Annotated in this window: 23 protein-coding genes; 12 read left to right on the top strand and 11 right to left on the bottom strand. The window is 65.7% G+C overall.

Annotated features, from left to right (window positions below; genetic code table 11):
* Positions 1–138: 138 nt before the first annotated feature.
* The 4 genes from U1769_RS18600 to U1769_RS18585 all read right to left on the bottom strand — a co-directional run bounded on the left by U1769_RS18600 (position 139) and on the right by U1769_RS18585 (position 3065).
* A complete protein-coding gene (locus U1769_RS18600; RefSeq protein ID WP_332719034.1) occupies positions 139–513 on the bottom strand; it encodes a winged helix-turn-helix domain-containing protein in 375 nt (124 codons plus the stop codon).
* Position 514: 1 nt separating this feature from the next.
* Positions 515–721 carry a TOBE domain-containing protein gene (locus U1769_RS18595; RefSeq protein ID WP_332719032.1) on the bottom strand — a complete coding sequence of 69 codons (207 nt, stop codon included), beginning with the start codon at positions 719–721 and terminating at the stop codon, positions 515–517.
* Between the two features lie 102 nt (positions 722–823).
* Complete coding sequence (locus U1769_RS18590; protein ID WP_332719030.1) at positions 824–1411, bottom strand: HD domain-containing protein; 588 nt, start codon at positions 1409–1411, stop codon at positions 824–826.
* Between the two features lie 286 nt (positions 1412–1697).
* Positions 1698–3065, bottom strand: a complete 1368-nt coding sequence (locus U1769_RS18585; RefSeq protein ID WP_332719028.1) for an MFS transporter — start codon at positions 3063–3065, stop codon at positions 1698–1700.
* 132 nt (positions 3066–3197) lie between these two features.
* Between U1769_RS18585 and cyoA the strand changes: the two genes are divergently transcribed.
* The 9 genes from cyoA to alr all read left to right on the top strand — a co-directional run bounded on the left by cyoA (position 3198) and on the right by alr (position 12555).
* Positions 3198–4295 (top strand): ubiquinol oxidase subunit II, encoded by a 1098-nt coding sequence (cyoA, locus tag U1769_RS18580; RefSeq protein WP_332719026.1) that lies wholly within the window; start codon positions 3198–3200, stop codon positions 4293–4295.
* A 16-nt stretch (positions 4296–4311) separates the two neighbouring features.
* Complete coding sequence (gene cyoB, locus U1769_RS18575; RefSeq protein ID WP_332719024.1) at positions 4312–6312, top strand: cytochrome o ubiquinol oxidase subunit I; 2001 nt, start codon at positions 4312–4314, stop codon at positions 6310–6312.
* A gap of 2 nt (positions 6313–6314) precedes the next feature.
* Positions 6315–6923 (top strand): cytochrome o ubiquinol oxidase subunit III, encoded by a 609-nt coding sequence (cyoC, locus tag U1769_RS18570; RefSeq protein WP_332719022.1) that lies wholly within the window; start codon positions 6315–6317, stop codon positions 6921–6923.
* The gene (gene cyoD, locus U1769_RS18565; protein WP_332719019.1) at positions 6920–7273 is read left to right on the top strand and encodes a cytochrome o ubiquinol oxidase subunit IV; all 354 of its coding nucleotides are present in this window, start codon (positions 6920–6922) and stop codon (positions 7271–7273) included. The genes cyoC and cyoD overlap by 4 nt, the downstream gene beginning before the upstream one ends.
* A gap of 7 nt (positions 7274–7280) precedes the next feature.
* On the top strand, positions 7281–7946 hold the full coding sequence (locus U1769_RS18560) for an SURF1 family protein (protein ID WP_332719017.1): 666 nt from the start codon (positions 7281–7283) through the stop codon (positions 7944–7946).
* Positions 7946–9259, top strand: a complete 1314-nt coding sequence (locus U1769_RS18555; RefSeq protein WP_332719015.1) for an ATP-binding protein — start codon at positions 7946–7948, stop codon at positions 9257–9259. The genes U1769_RS18560 and U1769_RS18555 overlap by 1 nt, the downstream gene beginning before the upstream one ends.
* On the top strand, positions 9241–9771 hold the full coding sequence (locus U1769_RS18550; RefSeq protein WP_332719013.1) for a response regulator transcription factor: 531 nt from the start codon (positions 9241–9243) through the stop codon (positions 9769–9771). The genes U1769_RS18555 and U1769_RS18550 overlap by 19 nt, the downstream gene beginning before the upstream one ends.
* 93 nt (positions 9772–9864) lie before the next feature.
* Positions 9865–11487 (top strand): MFS transporter, encoded by a 1623-nt coding sequence (locus tag U1769_RS18545; RefSeq protein ID WP_332719011.1) that lies wholly within the window; start codon positions 9865–9867, stop codon positions 11485–11487.
* Between the two features lie 45 nt (positions 11488–11532).
* Positions 11533–12555 (top strand): alanine racemase, encoded by a 1023-nt coding sequence (gene alr / locus U1769_RS18540; protein WP_332719008.1) that lies wholly within the window; start codon positions 11533–11535, stop codon positions 12553–12555.
* 37 nt (positions 12556–12592) lie between these two features.
* On the opposite strand, the gene U1769_RS18535 is transcribed toward alr, so the two are convergent.
* Positions 12593–13765 (bottom strand): acetyl-CoA C-acetyltransferase, encoded by a 1173-nt coding sequence (locus tag U1769_RS18535; RefSeq protein ID WP_332719006.1) that lies wholly within the window; start codon positions 13763–13765, stop codon positions 12593–12595.
* A gap of 35 nt (positions 13766–13800) precedes the next feature.
* Positions 13801–14805, bottom strand: coding sequence for an alpha/beta fold hydrolase (locus U1769_RS18530; RefSeq protein ID WP_332719003.1), 1005 nt, complete (start codon positions 14803–14805; stop codon positions 13801–13803).
* Positions 14806–14900: 95 nt separating this feature from the next.
* On the opposite strand from U1769_RS18530, the gene phaR reads away from it, so the two are divergent.
* Positions 14901–15467 (top strand): polyhydroxyalkanoate synthesis repressor PhaR, encoded by a 567-nt coding sequence (phaR, locus tag U1769_RS18525; protein WP_332719001.1) that lies wholly within the window; start codon positions 14901–14903, stop codon positions 15465–15467.
* 5 nt (positions 15468–15472) lie between these two features.
* Positions 15473–15658 (top strand): hypothetical protein, encoded by a 186-nt coding sequence (locus U1769_RS18520; RefSeq protein ID WP_332718999.1) that lies wholly within the window; start codon positions 15473–15475, stop codon positions 15656–15658.
* 3 nt (positions 15659–15661) lie between these two features.
* On the opposite strand, the gene U1769_RS18515 is transcribed toward U1769_RS18520, so the two are convergent.
* Positions 15662–16843 (bottom strand): aspartyl protease family protein, encoded by a 1182-nt coding sequence (locus U1769_RS18515; RefSeq protein ID WP_332718995.1) that lies wholly within the window; start codon positions 16841–16843, stop codon positions 15662–15664.
* Positions 16844–16868: 25 nt separating this feature from the next.
* Positions 16869–18389 (bottom strand): TadA family conjugal transfer-associated ATPase, encoded by a 1521-nt coding sequence (locus U1769_RS18510; RefSeq protein ID WP_332718993.1) that lies wholly within the window; start codon positions 18387–18389, stop codon positions 16869–16871.
* 139 nt (positions 18390–18528) lie between these two features.
* Between U1769_RS18510 and U1769_RS18505 the strand changes: the two genes are divergently transcribed.
* Complete coding sequence (locus U1769_RS18505; RefSeq protein WP_332718991.1) at positions 18529–18990, top strand: DUF6265 family protein; 462 nt, start codon at positions 18529–18531, stop codon at positions 18988–18990.
* Here the strand turns inward: U1769_RS18505 and U1769_RS18500 are convergent, their stop codons facing one another.
* The 3 genes from U1769_RS18500 to U1769_RS18490 form a co-directional block, all read right to left on the bottom strand.
* On the bottom strand, positions 18991–19242 hold the full coding sequence (locus U1769_RS18500) for an ATP synthase F1 subunit epsilon (protein ID WP_332719829.1): 252 nt from the start codon (positions 19240–19242) through the stop codon (positions 18991–18993).
* A 133-nt stretch (positions 19243–19375) separates the two neighbouring features.
* On the bottom strand, positions 19376–20905 hold the full coding sequence (gene atpD / locus U1769_RS18495) for a F0F1 ATP synthase subunit beta (protein WP_332718989.1): 1530 nt from the start codon (positions 20903–20905) through the stop codon (positions 19376–19378).
* 24 nt (positions 20906–20929) lie between these two features.
* Positions 20930–21808 (bottom strand): F0F1 ATP synthase subunit gamma, encoded by an 879-nt coding sequence (locus U1769_RS18490; RefSeq protein WP_332718987.1) that lies wholly within the window; start codon positions 21806–21808, stop codon positions 20930–20932.
* Between the last annotated feature and the right edge of the window lie 46 nt (positions 21809–21854).

Here is a 21854-nt window from a genome sequence, read left to right as displayed (position 1 = left end):
CCCGCTCTTCCCGCGAAGAAAGAACAGCCCTTCGACGAGCTCGGGGCGAGCGGGGAGGTAGTTTCTGTCAACGGCGTGCTGCTGCCCTCGGCCTGCAGGGAGAGCGATCATCCCACCCGACTCGCCGTAGTCCTGAAGCTACGGCTTGGCCGGCAACGGCTGCTCCAGCAGCCCGCCAACCAGCAGGCGATAGGCCGGGCTGTCCGCCACCCGCGCCGTTTCGGCCTCCAGCATGCGATAGGCAGTGAGCATGGTCCGCCCGCTCTCGGTCAGCCGCGCGCCGCGCTCGTGTCCACCGCCCGCCACCGTCTCGACCAGCCGCTCGCTGAAACATCGGTTCATCTGGTCGACCAGCAGCCATGTCCTACGATAGCTCATGCCGAGCGCACGGCCCGCCGCGGAGATCGATCCCGCGCGATCGATCGCTTCTAGCAGATCGGCCTTGCCCGGCCCCATCGCGAATTCGTCGCCGCAGACGATCTGCAGCTTCAGCTTCAATGCCCCGACATGCATGTCATTTGCCGATCAGCACGTCGCTTGCCTTGACGATCACGGTCACCCGGTCGCCGATCGCCAGCTGCAGCTCGGCGATCGCTTCCTCGGTGATGCTGGAGGTCACGATGTTGCCGCCGCCGATATCCACCTTGATCGTGCCGTTCACCGCTCCCGGCGTAATCCCGATGATCGTTCCGGCGATCTGGTTGCGCGCGCTGATCTTCATGGGCGGTCCTCCCTGGCTTGTTGGCCGACTATAGCAACGTCGCGGGCCTGCCGCCTACGGGGCAATCCACCGCCGTCGAAGGCGAAACCGGCGTCGGCAAGCTCAGCCGCCCCGCAATGCCGCGACTGACCGGGCAAGGTTCGCCCGCGCCGTCGCCTCGAACCGGTCCCGGCCCCAGCCGGAGAAATACAGCGCCTCGCGCGCGAGGAATCCCTCCAGGATCGCGGCACGCCCGGCGCGGAACGCCTCTTCCGGTACCTCGCGATACTCATGCCGCACGCCCGCTTCATAGGCGTCGAATAGCTCGGGCGCCGCGCCGAGGATCGACAGGTCCATGTCGAGGAACAACGCCATGTCCGCCGCTTCGTCGGCCGGCAGATCGGCGGGGATGGCATGATGTGCCGTCGCCTCGATCAGGCGCAACGTCCGGCCGAGCGTCGGTTCGGGTACGACGTTTTTCAGCATCTCCGCCGCCAGCGCGGCGCTGCGGCTCTCATTGTCCTGGCGGCGCGGTTCGTAGATCGCGTCGTGCAGCAGGATCGCGCAGCGCACGGCCTCGGCATCGTGCAGCATGCCCTCGACCTCGGCGTGGAGCGCGAGCAACGCAAGCGGATGGCTCCAGCCATGATAGCCGCGATCGGGGCCAGCGTGCAGGACACGGATCTCGTGAATCAACGCCTCGCCCAGCATGGCCTTTCTCCGATCCTGTCACGCGCGCTTATTCAGCGAGATTAAGCTAAATACTTGATATTAAAAGATAATATCTCGACTTCTGGGCACAGGAAAAATGTCAGCGAACTGCATGACATTTTCAATGAACCCCGTCGATTCAATCGCTCGGCCGCGGTGCTTAAACCGCGATCATGGCGGACGCCCGAATCCCGCTTCTTTCTAATCGTTGGCCCGTATCGCGCGCTCCACCGCCGCAACGGATCGCCGCCCCGCCGCGATGGCAACGCTCCGTGCGATGCGATGCTCAGCTTCCGGACAGTGGTGCGGGATTCTGCCCCTCGTCGCGCGGTTCGAGCGCCCAGCCCTTGTTGAAGGCCAGGGCGGCGAGCGTGCACAGCGCGCCCGACAGCAGATACAGGCCGACCGACCACAGGCCGAAACGGCTCGCCAGCGCCAGCGCCACCAGCGGGGCGAAGCCGGCGCCGATCAGCCAGGCGAGGTTGGCCACGGTCGCGGCGCCGGTATAGCGGCGCTCGCTGGAGAAGCTGGCGTTCACCGCGCCGGAGGACTGGCCGAACGCCAGGCCAAGCAGCACGAAGCCGGCGAGCATATAGACGGTCTCGCCGAAGCCACCCGCGCCGAGCAACTGCGGCGCAAAGCCGCTATAGGCAGCGATCAGCCCGGCCGAGATGCCGAGCACCGCGCGCCGCCCGACCCGATCGGCGATGACTCCCGAGGCAAGCATCGCGAGCACGCAGATCACCGCGCCGATGATCTCGATGATGAGGAAACGCTCGGCCGGCTCGCCGGTCTTCAAGGTCACCCAGGAGAGTGGAAACACCGTCACCAGATGGAACAGCGCGAAGCTGGCGAGTGGCGCAAAGGCGCCGAGCGCGATCGTCCGCCCTTCCAGCCGCACGGTCTCCCAGAAGGGCGCCGGCTGGAGCTCGCGGCTTTCGAACAGATGCTGGAACTCGGGCGTGGCGACCAGCCGCAACCGGGCGAACAGCGCCACCACGTTGATCGCGAAGGCGACGAAGAAGGGATAGCGCCAGCCCCAGGAGAGGAAGTCGGCCGTCGACAGGGTGGATAGGAAGAAGGCGAAAAGCCCCGCCGCCACGATCAGCCCGAGCGGCGCGCCGAGCTGGGGGATCATCGCATACCAGCCGCGCTGGTCCTTCGGCGCATTGAGCGAGAGCAGCGACGGTAGCCCGTCCCACGCCCCGCCCAGTGCCATGCCCTGTCCGATCCGCAGCAGGGCGAGGATCCAGATCGCTGCGGTGCCCACATCGGCGTAACCGGGCACGAACGCCATGGACATGGTCGATCCGCCGAGCAGGAACAGCGCGATGGTCAGCTTCACTCCGCGGCCATGGTTGCGGTCGATCCACATGAACATCGCGGAGCCGAGCGGCCGGGCGATGAACGCCAGCGAGAACAGGCCAAACGAATAAAGCGTGCCCGTCACGGGATCGACGAACGGGAACAGCAGCGATGGGAATACCAGCACCGATGCGATCGCGTAGACGAAGAAGTCGAAAAACTCGCTGGTGCGCCCGACAATCACGCCGATCGCGATTTCGCCGGGCGCGATGCGATGCTCGCGCGCAGTGATCACGCGCGCATCCCGTTCGAGGGATGTCGAATTCGATGCGGCGATCGGTGCAGTCATGCGCTATTCGCTCCGCGGCCTGAGCCTGCTATTATTGCGTTTCTACATCCCTTGCACCAGAAAAGCACTGCGGTGGGGATAGGACAAAATGTCCAATGTCGGTGCGGGGGCGTGCCGGGATAGGCGGTAAGCATGCGCGAACACTCATTCCCGGCGATTCCGCGACGGCTTGTCGCGATAGCCCTGCTGCCGGCGACGGCCCTGCTCTCGGCGTGCAACCGGGCGGTGCTCGATCCTGCGGGCGACATCGCGCTCCAGCAGCGCGACATCATCTATATCTCCACGGCGCTGATGCTGCTGATCATCGTGCCGGTGATCGCGCTGATCATCACCTTCGCCTGGCGCTATCGCAAGGGCAACGGCGCGACCTATGATCCGAATTTCGATCATTCGACCGCGCTGGAGCTGGTGATCTGGTCGGCGCCGCTGCTGATCATCATCTGCCTGGGCGCGCTGACGTGGTGGAGCACTCACCTGCTCGATCCGTTCCGGCCGATCAACCGCGTGTCGGCGACGAAAGCGGTCGATCCCAAGGTCAAGCCGCTGGTTGTTCAGGTGGTGTCGCTCGACTGGAAATGGCTGTTCATCTACCCCGAACAGGGCATCGCCACGGTCAATGAGCTGGTGCTGCCGGTCGATCGCCCGGTGCGGTTCGATCTCACCTCCACCAACATGATGAACACCTTCTATTCGCCCACGCTGGCGGGGATGATCTACACCATGCCCGGCATGCGCAGCACGCTCCACGCGGTGCTCAATCGCGAAGGCACGTTCGACGGCATGTCCGCCAATTACAGCGGCGCCGGCTTCTCGCGCATGCACTTCACCTTGTACGGCGTGGACAAGGGCGGGTTCGACGGCTGGGTATCGCGGGTGAAGGCAAGCGGCCCGATGCTCGACACCAGTCGCTATCTCGCGGTGGAAAAGCCGAGCGAGCGGGTGCCGGCTTTGTACTTCTCGGGCGTCGAGGGCGATCTGTTCCAGCGCATCCTCCGGCGCTGCGTAAAGCCGGGCACGCCCTGCGCGAGCGGAATGCACGGCGGCCAACCCGAAAAGGGCAAGCCGGAAGGGGCGATCTTCAGGGAGGGCGAGGAAAAGGGCGAGGGGCCCAACCGGACATCGCCCGAGTCGAAGACGGATGGCGGCGCCGACGCGCATGGCCACCCCAAGACCTCGCTTCTCCTCCCCACCATGACCGTGCCAGGCGCCCCGCGCGCCGGCGCCGCCTGAGCCCCGCGGAGCCATCATGTTCGACGAATCCGTGACCCGGACGATCTTCGGTCGCCTCACCTGGGAATCCTTCCCCCTGCACGAGCCGATCCTGCTCGTGACCTTCATCGTCGTCGTGCTGCTGGGCCTTGGCCTGGTCGGCGCAGTGACGAAGTTCAAACTGTGGGGCTGGCTGTGGCGCGAATGGTTCACCACCGTGGACCACAAGAAGATCGGGATCATGTACATGATCCTGGGCATCATCATGCTGCTGCGCGGCTTTGCCGATGCGCTGATGATGCGCATTCAACAGGCCGTCGCGTTCGGCGCGAACGAGGGGTATCTGCCCCCGCACCATTATGATCAGATCTTCTCCGCGCACGGGACGATCATGATCTTCTTCGTGGCGATCCCGCTGATCGTCGGGCTGGTCAATTACATCATGCCGCTCCAGATCGGCGCGCGCGACGTGGCCTTTCCCTATCTCAACAATCTCAGCTTCTGGCTGACCGTGGCCGGCGCGCTGCTGGTGATGATCTCGCTGTTCGTCGGCGAATTCTCGCGCGGCGGCTGGCTCAACTATGTGCCGGTCACCAACCTGCAGAACAGCCCGGATACGGGGCCGGACTATTATCTATGGGCGCTCCAGATCGCGGGCGTCGGCACGACCTTGTCCGCGATCAACATGGTCACCACGATCATCAAGATGCGCGCGCCCGGCATGGGCATGATGAAGATGCCGATCTTCTGCTGGACCGCGCTGTGCAGCAACGTCCTCGCCATCGCGATCTTCCCCGTGCTCACCGGCGCTTTCGCGCTGCTGCTGCTCGATCGCTATGTCGGCACCAACTTCTTCACCAACGATCTCGGCGGCAACCCGATGATGTACTGGAACCTGGTGTGGATCTGGGGCCATCCGGAGGTCTATGTCCTGGTCCTGCCGGTGTTCGGCATCTATTCGGAAATCACCTCCACCTTCACTGGCAAGCGGCTCTTCGGCTATTCGTCGATGGTCTATGCGACGGTGGTCATCACCATCCTGAGCTATCTCGTCTGGCTCCACCATTTCTTCACCATGGGGTCGGGCGCCAGCGTCAACAGCTTCTTCGGCATCGCCACCATGGTGATCTCGATCCCGACGGGCGCGAAGATCTTCAACTGGCTGTTCACGATGTACCGTGGCCAGATCCGCTTCGAACTGCCGATGATGTGGGTGATCGCCTTCATGCTCACCTTCGTGGTGGGCGGGATGACCGGCGTGCTGCTCGCGGTGCCCCCGGCGGATTTCGTGCTGCACAACTCGCTGTTCCTCGTCGCGCATTTCCACAACGTCATCATCGGCGGCGTGGTGTTCGGGCTGTTCGCCGGCATGGATTACTGGTTCCCCAAAGCCTTCGGCTTCCGGCTCGATCCCTTCTGGGGCAAGGTGACCTTCTGGGGCTGGGTGATCGGTTATTGGGTCGCCTGGACGCCGATCTATATCGTCGGCCTCATGGGCACGACGCGGCGCGTCAACCATTTCGACGATCCGAGCCTGCAGATCTGGTTTGTGATCGCGGCGATCGGCGCAGGCATCATCCTGATCGGCATCCTGGCCTTCGTGATCCAGATCGTCGTCAGCATCATCAACCGGGACAAGCTGCGCGACGCCACCGGCGATCCCTGGAACGGCCGCACGCTCGAATGGTCGACCTCGTCGCCGCCGCCCGCCTATAATTTCGCCTTCTCGCCGCAGGTCCATGATCTCGACGCGTGGTACGACATGAAGGATCGCGGCGCGGAGCGGCCGGTTAAGGGTTTCCTGCCGATCCATATGCCGCGCAACACCGGCGCGGGCGTGATCCAGTCGGCGCTGGCGATGGCCCTCGGCTTCGGCATGATCTGGTACATGTGGTGGCTGGCGGCGCTCTCGGCAGTCGCCTTGCTGGCCTACTCCATCTACCACACCTTCGATTACAACCGCGACTATTTCATCCCGGCGGATGAAGTCGCGGCGCAAGAGGACGCGCGCACGCACTTGCTCGCGGCGGGAGCGTGACCATGGCCGCGGACGCATCGACCTTCTACGTCACCGAGGAGGAGCATCACGAACCCGGCGGCGCCACGCTGCTTGGCTTCTGGATCTACCTGATGAGCGACGCGCTCATCTTCGCAACGCTCTTCGCGACCTATGGCGTGCTGAGCAGCAGCTACGCCGGCGGCCCATCGCCGCACGAGATTTTCGAACTGCCGCTCGTCGCGCTGAACACCGCGATCCTGCTGGTCTCCTCGATCACCTATGGCTTTGCGATGATCGCGATGCAGGAAGACAGGCTCGGCGGCACCAAGGCCTGGCTGGCCGTCACCGGCCTGCTCGGCGCGGCCTTTGTCGGCGTCGAGCTCTACGAATTCGGCAATCTGATCCACGAGGGCGCGACGCCCCAGACGAGCGCCTTCCTTTCGGCTTTCTTCACCCTGGTCTCGACTCACGGGCTCCATGTGACGTTCGGCATCATCTGGCTGTGCGTGCTGCTCGTTCAGCTGTCGCAGCGCGGCCTCCATCCCGAGAACAAGCGGCGCCTGATGTGTCTCAGCATGTTCTGGCACTTCCTCGACGTCGTCTGGATCGGTGTCTTCACCTTCGTCTATCTGCTCGGGGTCCTGCGATGAGCGATGCTACCCATGCCGACACCGGCCAGCCGCACGGTTCGCGCCGCGTCTATCTGATCGGCTTCCTGCTCTCTGTGGTGCTGACCGCCATACCCTTCTGGCTCGTGATGACTCACGCGCTCGATCCCGGGATCTCGGCGTTCGTGATCGTCGTCGCGGCGGTCGTCCAGATCCTCGTCCACACGGTCTGCTTCCTCCACGTCAACACGACGTCCGAGGGTGGATGGACCCTGCTTGCCTATGTCTTCACCGCCGTGCTGGTGCTCATCGTGATCGCAGGGTCGCTGTGGATCATGTACCACCTCGGCACCAACATGATGCCGATGACGGAGATGGAATCTTCATCCTGAAGCAACTGTGAAACGCTCGATCCTCGTCGCGCTGGCGCTGCTCGCCACGCTCGCCTTCGTCGCTCTCGGCGTCTGGCAGATCGAGCGCCGCGCCTGGAAGCTCGATCTGATCGCCCGCGTCGAAAGCCGCCTCCACGCCGCCCCGGTGCCGTTCGCCGCTGCGGGCGGCGAGGAATATCGCCGCGTTACGCTGACCGGCACCTTCCTCAACGACCGCGCCACGCTGGTGCAGGCGCTCACTGAACGTGGCGCCGGTTTCTGGCTCCTCACGCCGCTGCGCACGCCACAGGGTATCGTCCTCGTCAATCGCGGCTTCGTACTATCCGACCAGCGCGGCAAGGCCGACCGCTGGCGCGGCCCGGACACTGCCGTCACCGTCATCGGCCTGCTGCGCCTCACTGAACCCAAGGGCGGCTTCCTGCGCACCAACGATCCCGCCGCCGATCGCTGGTACTCGCGCGACGTCACTGCCATCGCCCGGGCCCGCGCGCTCGGCCCGGTGCCACCCTTCTTCGTCGATGCAGACGCCACTCCCAATCCGGGCATCTATCCGATAGGCGGCCTCACGGTGGTCCGCTTCAACAACAATCATCTCGTCTATGCGCTCACCTGGTTCGGCCTTGCGGGGCTGAGCGGCTTCGCGGCGTTCCTGGTGCTGCGCAAGGCGCGCTGATGGACCGGCCGCTCCTCGCGCTGACCCGAAGGCCCGCCGGCCCGACCGAAGAGACCGCCGCCGCCGAGAACACGCGTCAGCTGATCAAGCTGCGCTGGATCGCCGTCGCCGGCCAGACGGTTGCTATCCTGTTCGTCCAGTACGGGCTCCAGGTGCCGCTGCCGCTCGCCGAGATGCTCGGCGTCGCGCTGCTGCTCGGTATCGCGAACCTGCTCGCCACGATGGCGCTGCCACGCCACCGCGTCCTTGAGCGCGAGGTGCTCCTGGCCCTGCTGCTCGATATGGGGGTGCTGACGCTCCAGCTCTATTTCAGCGGCGGTGCGACCAACCCGTTCATCTCGTTGTACCTGCTTCAGGTCGTGCTCGGGGCGATCCTGCTGCCCCCGGCGCGGGTCGCGATCCTCGTCGTGGCGACCGTGCTCGGCTACGCGCTGTTGAGCTTTCGCTACGTGCCGCTGGTGCTGCCGCCTGGACTGGCGGACAGCGTCGATCTCTTCGCGATCGGCCGCTGGATCAGCTTCGCGATGGTGGCAGTGCTGCTCGTCCTGTTCATCGTCCGCATCAGCCGGAACCTGCGCGCGCGCGATGCCCATGTCGCCGATCTTCGCCAGCACGCGGCCGAAGAGGAAGGCATCGTCCGCATGGGCCTTTTCGCGACGGGCGCGGCGCATGAACTGGGCACCCCGCTCGGCACGCTCTCGGTCATCCTCGCTGACTGGCGGCGCATGCCCGGCGTCACGCGCGACCCGGAGCTGGCGCTCGAAGTCGAGGAAATGCTGGCCGAGGTGCAGCGCTGCAAGGCGATCGTCTCGGACATTCTCCATCTGGCGGGCGAACCGCGCGGCGAGGCGATGGAAAGCAGTGCGGCCGGCGCCTTCCTCGACGCGACGGTCCATGAATGGCGCTCGACCAATCAGCAGGTCCGGTTCGCCTATGATCGCGATGCCGCGGGCGACGCCGTGATCGCCGTCGATCCGGCGCTGCGCCAGGCGATCTGGAACCTGCTCGACAACGCAGCCGAGGCCTCGCCCGCCGGTCTCTCGCTCACCGTATCGATCGAGGGCGGCCTGCTTTCGATCGCCGTGCGCGATTCCGGTGCCGGCTTCGATCCCGCCGCACTCGGCCGGGTGGGCACGCTCTTTCAATCTACCAAGGGTGCCGGGCATGGGCTGGGCCTGTTCCTCGCCACCAATGTCGCGCGGCGGCTGGGCGGACGGCTCGAAGCGCGAAACCGCGATGCAGGCGGCGCCGAGGTGACGCTGCTGCTGCCGCTCGCGACCGAAGGGAGACCGCGATGGACTCGCCCAGCCTGATCCTGGTCGAAGATGATGCGACCTTCGCGCGGACCCTGCGCCGCTCGTTCGAACGCCGCGGCTACCAGGTCCGCATCGCAGCGAGCCCCGCCGAACTGGATGCGTTACTGGCCGACGCGACGCCCAGCCACGCCGTGGTCGACCTCAAACTCGGCACTGCCTCCGGCCTGCCCTGTGTCGCCACACTCCACGCCCATGATCCCGCCACGCTGATCGTCGTGCTGACCGGCTATGCCAGCATTGCCACCGCGGTCGAAGCGATCAAGCTCGGCGCCTGCCAGTATCTGGTGAAGCCATCGAACACAGATGACATCGAAGCTGCTTTCGGCAAGGCTGCCGGTGACCCGGAAGCTCCCCTCACCGGACGCGCCTCCTCGCTCAAGACGCATGAGTGGGAAATGATCAACCAAACCCTCGCTGCGACCGGGTTCAACATCTCCGAGACCGCACGCCAGCTCGGCATGCATCGCAGGACGCTCGCGCGGAAGCTCGAGAAGCGACCGCTGAAGTGACGGTTTAGCCCGAGCCGCGACCGGCTCGCCTACCGCACCATCTTGCCGACCGCCCCAATCCCGCTACACCTCTCTGCAAGGGGAGACCGAACAATGGCCACGATTGCGGCAACCGACATCGCGCCGGAACCCGGCGCCGCGCCCGAGCCGAGCCGGAAGGATATCCAGCTCGTCATCACCGCGTCCTCGCTCGGCACCATTTTCGAATGGTATGATTTCTTCATCTACGGCACGCTCGCCGCATCGGGCATCATCGGCCGAGTCTTCTTCCCCACCGGCAATGAGCTGGTCCAGACGCTCGCCGCCTGGGCGGTGTTCGCGGTCGGCTTCGGCTTCCGTCCGCTCGGCGCCGTCCTGTTCGGCTTCCTCGGCGACAAATGGGGGCGCAAATATACCTTCCTCGTCACCATCACCCTGATGGGCCTTGCCACTGCGGGCGTCGGGCTGGTGCCTTCGGCCGCCTCGATCGGCCTGGCCGCACCGTTCATCGTCATCGGCCTGCGCATCCTGCAGGGCCTGGCGCTTGGCGGCGAATATGGCGGCGCGGCGATCTACGTCGCCGAGCATAGCGGCAAGGGTAAGAGCGGCTATTATACCAGCTTCATCCAGGCGAGCGTGGTCGGCGGCTTCATCCTCAGCCTGATCGTCGTGCTGCTCTCGAAATGGCTGATGCCGACGGCGGTCTGGGAGAGCTGGGGCTGGCGCTTCCCCTTCCTGTTCTCGCTGCTGCTGCTCGCCGTGTCGCTGTGGATGCGCCTGAAGCTCAACGAAAGTCCGGTGTTCAAGGCGATGAAATCCGCCGGTGAAACCGCGAAGAATCCCTTCACGGAAAGCTTCACCTATCCCGGCAATCTGAAACGGCTGTTCGTCGCCCTGTTCGGCATCTCGGCCGGCCTCACCGTGATCTGGTACACCGCGACCTTCACTGTGCTCTCCTTCCTCCAGACGACGATGCGCGTCGAATCCACCACGGCGCAGCTCATCGTCGGCTTCGGCGCGACGCTCAGCCTGTTCTCCTTCATCTTCTTCGGCCGGCTGTCCGACAGGGTCGGCCGCAAAACGCCGATCATCCTCGGTTATGCGATGACTCTGGTGCTGATCTTCCCGCTCTTCTGGATGATGGGCGGTGCCGCCAACCCGGAGCTGTCGCGCGCCGCGCGCCGCGCTCCAGTGATCGTCTCCGGCCCGACCTGCGACTATAATCCGTTCGCCACGAAGCAGGTCGATAAATGCGGGGAGCTGCTCGACTATTTCTCGAAGAAGGGCGTCGCCTACACCAAGCGGCACACGCCCGTGACGCTGGTAACGATCGGCGGGATGCCGATCGCCGACAACAGCCCGGCGGGCCTCGACGCCGCGCTCGCCGAGGCGGGCTATAACCTCGATACGGTGGTGCCGAGCGTCCGCAGCATTTTCATCATCTTGCTCGCCATCCTCGCCATGGGGGCGCTGTCGGGCATGACCTACGGGCCGGTCGCCGCCTTGCTGTCGGAGATGTTCCCGCCGCGCATCCGCTACAGCTCGATGTCGATCCCCTATCATATCGGCACCGGCTATTTCGGCGGATTCCTGCCTTTTATCGGCCAGTATATCGTGGCGAGGACGGGCGATCCCTATGCCGGCCTGTGGTATACCTTCGCGGTCGTCGCGATGGCGTTCGTGGTGACGGCGGTCGGCCTGCACGAAACCAAGCCCGGGATGGCGAGCGCTGATTAGCCACGGGTCTGGCGGAGAAGCGAAAGCGCCGCTAACCGCCGCAGCATGAACGCCCCGCTACGCCTGCGCCTCGATGGCGCCGCTCTCGTGCAGAATTGGCGCACGCTCGCTCAGCTGAGTGGCGCCGCCGCTTGCGGGGCCGCGGTGAAGGCGGACGGCTACGGGCTGGGCTCAGTCAAAGTTGCGAAGCGTCTCGCAGCCGCCGGCTGCCGCGATTTCTTCGTCGCCACATGGGCCGAAGCGGAGGTCCTTGCGCCGCTGGGCTTGCCCGTCACGGTGCTCCACGGCGTGCGGGACGAGGACATGGCGCTTGCCCTGACCGGTATCGCGCGCCCCGCGCTCAATACGCTCCATCAGGTCGCGCGCTGGAAGGCGGCGGGGGGCGGCGCCTGCGATGTGATGATCGATACCGGCATGAACCGGCTCGGCCTCTCGGTCGATGAGCTGCCGTTGCTCCAGGGCCTGGCGATCGAGACGCTGATGAGCCACCTCGCCTGCGCCGACGAAGATAGCGCCATGAACGGGCGGCAGCGCGACGCTTTCGGCGCACTGGCGGGGAGGACGGTGGCGAAGCGGATGAGTCTCGCCAATTCCGCGGGCATCGGCCTTGGCCCGGATTACTACTTCGATCTCACCCGGCCGGGCCTCGCGCTCTATGGTGGCGTACCGCGCGGCGAGCTGGCCGCAGTTCGCCAGGTCGTGACGCCGGAAGCACAGATTCTCCAGCGCCGCACGGTGCGGGCTGGCCAGACCATCGGCTACAACGCAATCTGGACGGCGCCCGTCGCCACAGAGGTTGCGGTTCTCAACATGGGCTATGCCGACGGCTATTTCCGCGGCTTCTCGAACAGAGGTGCGGCGTTGCTGGATGGGCAGGTGCTGCCCCTTCTCGGCCGGGTCTCGATGGATCTGATCGCGATCGACGTCACCGCCGCGCCCGATCTGGCCGAAGGCGACTGGCTCGCCCTCGATTATGCCCTGCCGGAGGCCGCGGCCCAATCCGGCATGTCGCAATACGAGTTGCTCACCAGCCTAGGCGACCGCTTCGACCGGATATGGACCAACTGAGTCGATGCTCCCCTCCCGCAAGCGGGAGGGGATTGCTTCACCGCTCGACGCACATGGCGATGCCCATACCGCCGCCGATGCAGAGCGTGGCCAGGCCCTTCTTCGCGTCGCGCCGGGCGAGCTCGTACAACAGCGTGGTCAGCACGCGCGCGCCGCTTGCGCCGATGGGATGGCCGATGGCGATCGCGCCGCCATTGACGTTGACCTTCTCGGCGTCCCAGCCCAGCTCCTTGCCGACCGACAGCGCCTGCGCCGCGAACGCTTCGTTCGCCTCGATCAGGTCGAGATCGGCAAGGGTCCAGCCGGCCTTTTCCAGCGCCCGGCGAGTCGCCGGCACCGGGCCGATGCCCATGATCGAGGGATCGACGCCGGCCGACGCCCAGCTGGCGATCCGCGCGAGGATCGGGGCGCCGCGCTGCTCGGCTTCCGCACGAGTCATGATGACCAGCGCCGCGGCCCCGTCATTGAGGCCGGAAGCATTGGCGGCCGTCACCGTGCCGTCCTTCTTGAACGCCGGCCGCAAACCCGAAAGGCTCTCCAGCGTCACGCCCGAGCGGATATATTCGTCGTCGGACACGACGGTGTCGCCCTTGCGGCCCTTGATCGTCACTGGCACGATCTCGTCCCTGAAGCGGCCCGAAGAGCGCGCGGCGTCCGCGAGATTCTGCGAGCGGACCGAGAACTCGTCCTGCTGGCCGCGCGTAATCTGATATTGCTCCGCCAGATTCTCGGCAGTGATACCCATGTGATAATTGTTGAAGGCGTCGGTCAGCCCGTCGCTGATCATCGTGTCGACCAGCGAGAGATTGCCCATCTTGGTGCCGCCGCGCAGATTCTGCGCATGGGTGGAGAGCGACATGGATTCCTGCCCGCCCGCGACGACGATGCGCGAATCACCGGTGGCGACGGCCTGTGCCGCCAGCGCCACCGCGCGCAGGCCCGAGCCGCATACCTGGTTGACGCCCCAGGCCGGAATCTCCTTGGGCACGCCCGCCGCCATCGACGCCTGGCGCGCCGGGTTCTGGCCCTGCGCCGCTGTCAGCACCTGGCCGAGAATCACTTCGGACACTTCCTCACCCGACACGCCGGCCTGGGCCAGCGCCGCCTCGATCGCGATGCGCCCCAGCTCATGCGCCGGCGTTGAGCCGAAGGCGCCGAGAAAGCTGCCCACGGGCGTGCGCTTGGCGGCGGTGATGACGATGTCCTGCATGAATCGGGAACTCCCGTTGGAGAAAGATTTGGGGGCTATCTAGTGCCGGGGATCGCGCTTAGCCAGTCCGCCAACGGGTCCCATAATTGCGACCGTGCACCCCGCCCGACGATCATGCCGACATGGCCTGCGCCAAGATCGCGCCGGTCGGGCAGGTCGGCCGCGCTCCGGGCCGGCACGATGCGGTCGGTCATCGAGACGAAGTCGATCGAGGGGCAGGAAAGTCTGGCCGGATCGGCGATCGCACCGCCGACGCGCCAGCGGCCGGTGCCGGGCAAGTCAGCGTCGATGAAGTCGTCGAACATCTGCCGGCCGGCGGCATAGGGCAGGGGCGCGCCGGCATTCGCCCAATCCTCCATCGCGATGAAGGATCGCGCTGCGGCACTGCCCGGCTCCATCCCGGCGAAGGCTTCGTATTTGGCCACGGTGCGCGCCGGGTCGAGTCGCCAGAATCCGGCCTGGAGCACCTCCATCGGCACCAGCCCCATGCGTTCGCAGGCCGGTTGTGCGGCGCGCCAAAGCTCGGCGATATCGGCGCGCGCCGTATTGCCGAAGCCGGAGAAGTGCCACGGCGCCGCAATCATCGCGAGCCCGGCGACCGGAACCGCGCAGGCGGCGGCCAGCGCGATCGTGCCCCCCAGGCAATAGCCGGCCAGCACCGGGGGTTCATCGAACTTGGCGATAAGCGGCAGCAACAAGCGTTCGACGTGCGCCGTCACATCCAGATCGCGCTCCGCTGGCGTGGGGTTGCCCCAGTCAAGCAGGAAGGGCCTAAACCCCTGATCGGCAAGCCATCTCAGCAACGAAATCTCGGGCAGCAGATCCAGGATGAAGGGTGGATTGATCAGTGAAGGCACGACGATCACCGCACGCGCGGTGCTTCCCCTGGTGCCGTAATCGCGCAGGCGGACGCGCCCTTTGCGGAACCGGGCCGGTGCCGGCCGGCGGGCCGGCCCGCGTTTCGCATCCTGATAAGCGCGCAACCCGGCCAGCGCCGCCGCCCGTCGTTCGGGCGATGCTGCGGTCTCGTTGCGCAGCATGTCGAGGAACAGCGGAAGCGGACGCGGCCCGTGTTGCGATGCGGTATGAAAGGGTGATACAGATGGATCAAACACAGGGGTCGGGAGCCTTCTTCATGAAGAAGCAGAATACGGGCGACGGCCCGGTCATCATCAAGAAATACGCGAACCGTCGTCTCTATAACACCGAGACCTCATCCTACATCACGCTCGAGCACCTCGCTGCGATGACGCGCGAAGGCCGCGACTTCAAGGTCGTCGACGCCAAGAGCGAAGAGGATATCACCCATAATATCCTTACCCAGATCATCATGGAGGAAGAATCGCGCGGGCAGACCATGCTCCCGGTGAACTTCCTGCGCCAGCTCATCGCGATGTACGGCGATTCGATGCAGCAGATGGTGCCCGGCTATCTCGAGGCGTCGATGGACAGCTTCCGCCGCAACCACGAACAATTCAAATCGGCAGTCGAGGGCGCCTTCGCCAATTCGCCCTTCGCCGAGATCGCCAAGCGCAACATGGCGATGTTCGAAGCTGCCACGCAGGCGTTCAAGCCCGGCACCGCGGCGCCGGGGACGGCGAAGCCAGGCGAAACGCCAGCGGCCAGCAAGGACGAAGAGATCGCGACGCTCAAGGCCGAGCTCAGCCGGCTCCACGAGAAGATCGAGAAACTCGGCAGCTAAGCCGGATGCCCGCGGTTCCCCTGATCGGCGCGGGCGCAACGCTTGCGCTCGCGCTCTACGCCGGAATCGGCGAGTGGCGCCGCAAGCGGCGCGCGAATCTGGATTCGATCGGGCTTGTCGATTGGCCAACGATCCAGGTGCTGGCGCTGGTCGCCACCGCGATCCTGGTCTGCGTCGCGCTGAACAGCTGAGGCTCAGTAGAAGGCGGCAAGCGTCAACGCGCGGGTCTCGCCGCCGCACAGGCCGAGCGCGACCGTTCGACCCGGCGTCCCGGCCGGCCAGTCGCCGCCGGGCGGCGTTACGCCGTCGACCGAACAGATGCGCTCGCCTGCGCGCCATCCCGCCGAATCGGCGGGCCCGCCTTTCATCACATGCAGCACGACCAGCGCGTCGGCCTGCCGCTCGACGAGCAATCCACTGGTCGAGCGCACCGGTGGCGCATCCGCGTCCGGGCCGGGGCTCAGGAGCATCTGGCCGGCGGTGGGATCGAGCAGGACGCGATAGTGCCGCAGGAACCCAGATCCGATCCGGCCCGCCACGCCGATCCGCCGGGAATAGCCGTCCGCCCGCTCGATGCTGAGCTCGACATCGCGCGCGGCCAGCGTACCGAGCGTCACCTCGCGCAGCACGGTCAGGTCAGCGACGGCCGGGCCCGCCAGCCCATGGCTCATGGTCGAGGTGAGGCGTGCCGTGGTACCTCGCGGCACCCATGCCTCACCCCCTATTGTGACGGCGCCCCCGTCCCCGGTATCGATCATCATCGGGCGTACGTGCCGCCCATCCAGTTCCATATCGGTGAGGTAGAAGCGCCGGCCGGTCCCGATCCGCAGCGGAGCGCGCGCGCCGGTGAACGGCATCCGCCCCGATTGCAGGAGCCGAAAGCGCCGCGCCGGATAGTCTATCTCCAGGGCGTAGCCGGCCACGAGATCGGCACCGACCAGCATCGCCGCCGCCGCGTCCCGGCCAGTCGCCGCCGCGGAGACGTCGATCACCGCGAGGGTGCCGCCGGTGCGGCGCAGCCCGCCGAACGCGATCGAACGAGCCGCGGCCCATTCGATCCCCAGCGTGCCACCGATTGCCGCCGCGCTGCCTTCGCCGCGCGTCTTCAGCTTCATCCGCGCCGCCTGATCACGCGAGATCGCAGAATTGCTCACGGCGGTATCGAGGATCGCTGGTATCGGCACGCCGTCGAGCTCAAGCGTGAAGCGGATCTGGTTGTGCGGTGTCAGCTCGAATCCCACCCACCGCGCCTCGCTGTCCGAGGCGAGGGTGAAGACCGGTTCCCCGGCGAACGCCGGCGCGGCGAGGAGGAACACGCCTGCGACGAGGCATCGCAACCCGGCGGCGATCATCCTTGCGAGGCGTTGCGCCTTCACATCCTTCTCCCACCTTGGAGAAGAGTTACAGGCACGCCTCGAGATAGGCCTGATCGAAGCCGAACTGCCGCGCCTTTTCCAGCGTGTAGGGGCGCAGGCCCATCGAGCGGTACTCGCCGATAATCTTTCCGTCGGCGCTCTCGTCGAGATATTCGAACTTGAACAGCTCCTGGGTGACGATCACCGGGCCCTCCATGCCGATCACCTCGGTCACGTTGGTCACGCGGCGCGAACCATCGCGCAGGCGCTTCACCTGGATGATCATCTCGACCGAGTCGGCGATCTGGCGGCTGATCGCTTCCTTCGGCACCTTGATGTCCGACATCATCACCATGTTCTCCATACGGGCGAGCGCCTCGCGCGGGGAGTTGGCGTGGAGCGTGCACATCGAGCCATCATGGCCGGTGTTCATGGCGGCGAGCATGTCGAAACACTCGCTGCCGCGAATTTCGCCGAGGATGATGCGATCCGGTCGCATACGCAGGGCGTTCTTGACGAGATCGCGAATGCTGATCTCGCCCTGGCCTTCGAGATTGGCCGGCCGCGTTTCGAGCGGCAGCCAATGCGGTTGCTGCAAGCGAAGTTCGGCCGCGTCCTCGATCGTCAGCACGCGCTCGCCCGGGTCGATCATCTTCGACAGGGCGTTGAGCATAGTGGTCTTACCGGAACCGGTACCGCCGGAGATCACGACGTTGAACCGGCAGGCGCCCGCGATCTTCAGGGCGGTCGCCATTTTCGGACTCATCGAGCCGAAGCCGGCCATCATGTCGAGCGTGATCGGCTTGGCGGAGAATTTACGAATCGAGATGGCGGTCCCGCGCAAGCTCAGCGGCGGCACGATCACGTTGACGCGGGAACCGTCCTTGAGGCGGGCGTCGGCGAGCGGCGTGGTCTGGTCGACGCGGCGGCCGACCGAGTTGCAGATGCGCTGCGCGATCTGGAACAGATGCTCCTCGTCGCGGAACTGGATATGCGCCAGCTCCAGCTTGCCCTTGCGCTCGACGAAGGTCTGTTCGGGGCCATTGACCATAATGTCCGAGATGTTCGGATCGGCCAGCAGTTCCTCGAGCGGCCCGAGCCCGAGCAGCTCGTCGACCAGCACTTTTTCCAGCGCGAACTGTTCGCGGCGGTTGAGCGTCAGCTTCAGCTCGGCGAGCACTTCGCCGATGATTGGGCGGAATTCCTCGGCCAGTTCGTCCTTGTTGAGCGTCGCCGCTGCTTCAGGATCGACGCGCTCGAGCAGGCGCGGCAAGACTTGCTCCTTGATCTTGTGGACCGAGGCCTCGAACCCCTCTGCCTTGCTGGCGCCGGCCTCGCCCGACGCATTCTGCCGATCGGCGAGCCGGGCCAGGGCATCGTCCTGATTGTTGCCGCCCGACGCTTCCGCTTCGCGCGGCAGCGGCAGATCGGTCAGCGGGGGAAACTGCTCGCCGCCGCCCGCCTCGCGCTTCTTCGCTCCGCTTCCCTGCATCGGGCGGGCCACGCCGAACGCAGCCCGAGCTCCGGGTCCGTTGGCCACTCCGGGGCGACGTCCAAATGCACTCATAGTGGCAGGTCCTCATGCTCCCGCACGGAACTAGTGGCGAAGGCTTGATAATTGACTAACCAAGGATCGCGGATCCGATCGCGGCGGACGGGGTCGCGATAGCCTGCTATTCTCCGGCGGTTGCAGCGAGGAGGACACCATGCGCCTGGCCACGATGTTGATTGCCGTGCTGGCCTTATCGGCAGGCGTCGGCTCTGCCCAAGCTTTGGTTGAGGCCGAGGGCCCACCCGACTGGATGGCCGGCTGCTGGATCGAACAGAGCGGCCAGAAATGGGCCGAGGAGTGCTGGACGGCACCGCGCGCCGGCACGATGCTTGGCGCAAGCCGCGTCGGGGAAGGGGCGACGCTCAGCTCGTGGGAAGCCGCGCAGATTCTGCCGGATGCGTCGGGCAGGCTGACCTTTTGGGCTTCGCCGAACGGCGGGACGCGCGTTCCGTTCGCGCTCGTCTCGCGCAGTGCGACCGAGGCGGTGTTCGCCAATCCGGCGCATGATTACCCGCAGCGCATCCGCTATTGGCGGGAGGGCGCAATGTTGAATGCGGAGATTTCGCTGCTCGACGGCAGCAAGCCGATGCGCTGGCGCTTCAGCGCAATGCGCTAATTACTCGGCGCGTTCGGCGAGCACGGTCAGGCCGGCCGAGCTGACTTCGGCAAAGCCGCCCTCGATCGCGATCGTCTCGGGCTCGCCCTTTTCGGTGCGGTAGATCGACAGCGCGCCGTCGCGGATCGTGGACATCACCGGCGCGTGGCCTTCGAGCACGCCGAAATCGCCCTCGCTGCCAGGGACGACGACCATATAGACCTCCTCCGACCGGACGAGCTTTTCGGGAGTGACGAGTTCGAAGTGCAGCATTTCCATTCCTCACTCCCCTCCCGCTTGCGGGAGGGGCTGGGGGTGGGCTCGCGCTCTCCCCCGATGTTGCGTCTAGTTCAGGCCGGGCGCCCACCCCTCGGTCCCCTCCCGCAAGCGGGAGGGGACGAGAACGTTACGCGTCCTGCGCCATCTTCTCGGCCTTGGCGATCGCTTCTTCGATGCCGCCGACCATGTAGAAAGCGCTCTCGGGCAGGTGATCATATTCACCTTCGACCACTGCCTTGAAGCTCTTCACGGTATCCTCGAGCTGCACGAACTTGCCCGGGATGCCGGTGAAGACCTCGGCCACGTGGAACGGCTGTGACAGGAAGCGCTGGATCTTGCGCGCGCGCGACACGGTGAGACGATCGTCTTCCGAAAGCTCGTCCATGCCGAGAATGGCGATGATGTCCTGCAGCGACTTGTACTTCTGCAGGGTCGACTGGACCGCACGGGCCGTCTCGTAATGCTCCTGGCCGACGACGCGCGGCTCGAGCACGCGCGAGGTGGAGTCAAGCGGATCGACCGCCGGGTAGATGCCCAGCTCCGAGATCGCGCGGTTGAGCACCGTCGTTGCGTCCAAGTGAGCGAAGGACGTGGCCGGCGCCGGATCGGTAAGATCGTCGGCCGGCACGTAGATCGCCTGCACCGAGGTGATCGAGCCCTTGTTGGTCGAGGTGATGCGTTCCTGCAGCGCGCCCATGTCGGTCGACAGGGTCGGCTGATAGCCCACGGCCGAAGGAATGCGGCCGAGCAGCGCCGACACTTCCGAACCCGCCTGGGTAAAGCGGAAGATGTTGTCGACGAAGAACAGCACGTCCTGGCCTTCGACGTCGCGGAAATATTCGGCGATCGTCAGGCCAGACAGCGCGACGCGGGCGCGGGCGCCCGGCGGCTCGTTCATCTGGCCATAGACCAGCGCAACCTTCGAACCCTCGGACTGCGGATTGCCGTCGGCATCCTTGGCGATGACGCCCGCGTCAAGGAACTCGTGGTAGAGATCGTTGCCCTCACGGGTACGCTCGCCGACGCCGGCGAACACCGAGGTGCCGCCATGGCCCTTGGCGATGTTGTTGATCAGTTCCTGGATGAGCACGGTCTTGCCCACGCCGGCGCCGCCGAACAGGCCGATCTTGCCGCCCTTCGCATAAGGCGCGAGCAGATCGATGACCTTGATGCCGGTGACCAGAATGGCGCTCTCGGTCGACTGGTCGACGAACAAAGGCGCCGAGGCATGGATCGGGGCGGTTTCGGTATGGCCGACCGGGCCACGCTCGTCGATCGGCTCGCCGATGACGTTGAGGATGCGGCCGAGCGTCTTCGGGCCAACCGGCACGCGAATCTGCGAGCCGGTGTCGGTGACGGTCTGGCCGCGGGTCAGGCCCTCGGTCGCGTCCATCGCGATGGTGCGGACCGTGTTCTCGCCGAGATGCTGCGCAACCTCGAGCACGAGGCGGTTGCCGTTATTGTCGGTTTCGAGCGCCGAGAGGATCGCCGGCAGGCTGCCCTGCGGGAAAGCGACGTCGACGACGGCGCCGATGACCTGGCTGATGCGGCCGACATTGTTGGTCGTCGCGACGGTCGCGGTCGTCTCGGGAGCGGCTTCCTTGGGCGCGCGCGGCTTGCGGGCAGGCTTCTCGGTGGTCGGGGCTGCGGTTGCCATCGTTCTTTCCTTGCTTCGGACTGCTTACAGCGCTTCGGCGCCAGAGATGATTTCGACCAGTTCCGTGGTGATCGCGGCCTGGCGGGTGCGGTTATACTGGATCGTCAGCTTGTTGATCATGTCGCCGGCGTTGCGCGTGGCATTGTCCATGGCGGTCATGCGGCTGCCCTGCTCCGACGCGGCATTCTCCAGCAGCGCACGGAACACCTGGATCGCGACGTTGCGCGGCAGCAGGTCGGCCAGGATCGATTCCTCGTCCGGCTCATATTCGACCGCAGCGCCGCCATCATCGACGGGAGCGGCGTTTAGGTCGATCGCGACGGGGATGATCTGGCGGCCGATCGGCTCCTGTACCAGCGCCGACTGGAAGCGGGCGTAGAAGAGATGCGCGACATCGAACTCGCCCGCCTCGAAGCGTGCGATCACGTCATCGGCCACCGCGCGGGCATCGGAGAACGCGACGCGCTTGATATGGCCCATCTCGTGATCGGCGACGACCAGCTTGGGATAGAAGCGCTTCAGCACGCGACCCTTCTTGCCGGCGATGTAGATCTTGACCGTCTTGCCCTCGGCGATCAGCTCTTCGGCCTTGCGGCGCGCTGCGCGGACGATGTTGGTGTTGAACGCACCGGCCAGGCCACGCTCGGAGGTCGCGACGATCAGCAAGTGAACCTGGTCCTTGCCAGTGCCGGCGAGCAGCTTCGGCGAGGATTCGCTGACGCTCACCTTGGCAGCGAGGCTCGCCATCACCTTTTCAAGCCGCTCGGCATAGGGGCGGCCGGCGACGGCCGCTTCCTGCGCACGGCGCAGCTTCGCGGCGGCGACCATCTTCATCGCCTTGGTGATCTTCTGCGTCGACTTCACCGAGCCGATGCGGATCTTGAGGGCCTTCAGAGATGCCATCTTGGTCCTTCTTGTGCTCCCGCTAGGGCGGAAGCCCAGACTGGGT

The organism is Parasphingomonas zepuensis (genome assembly GCF_036663735.1).
Classification (GTDB): Bacteria; Pseudomonadota; Alphaproteobacteria; order Sphingomonadales; family Sphingomonadaceae; genus Sphingomonas.
Note: the sequence above shows the minus strand (reverse complement) of the source record. Positions and strands in the feature narration are given on the sequence as shown.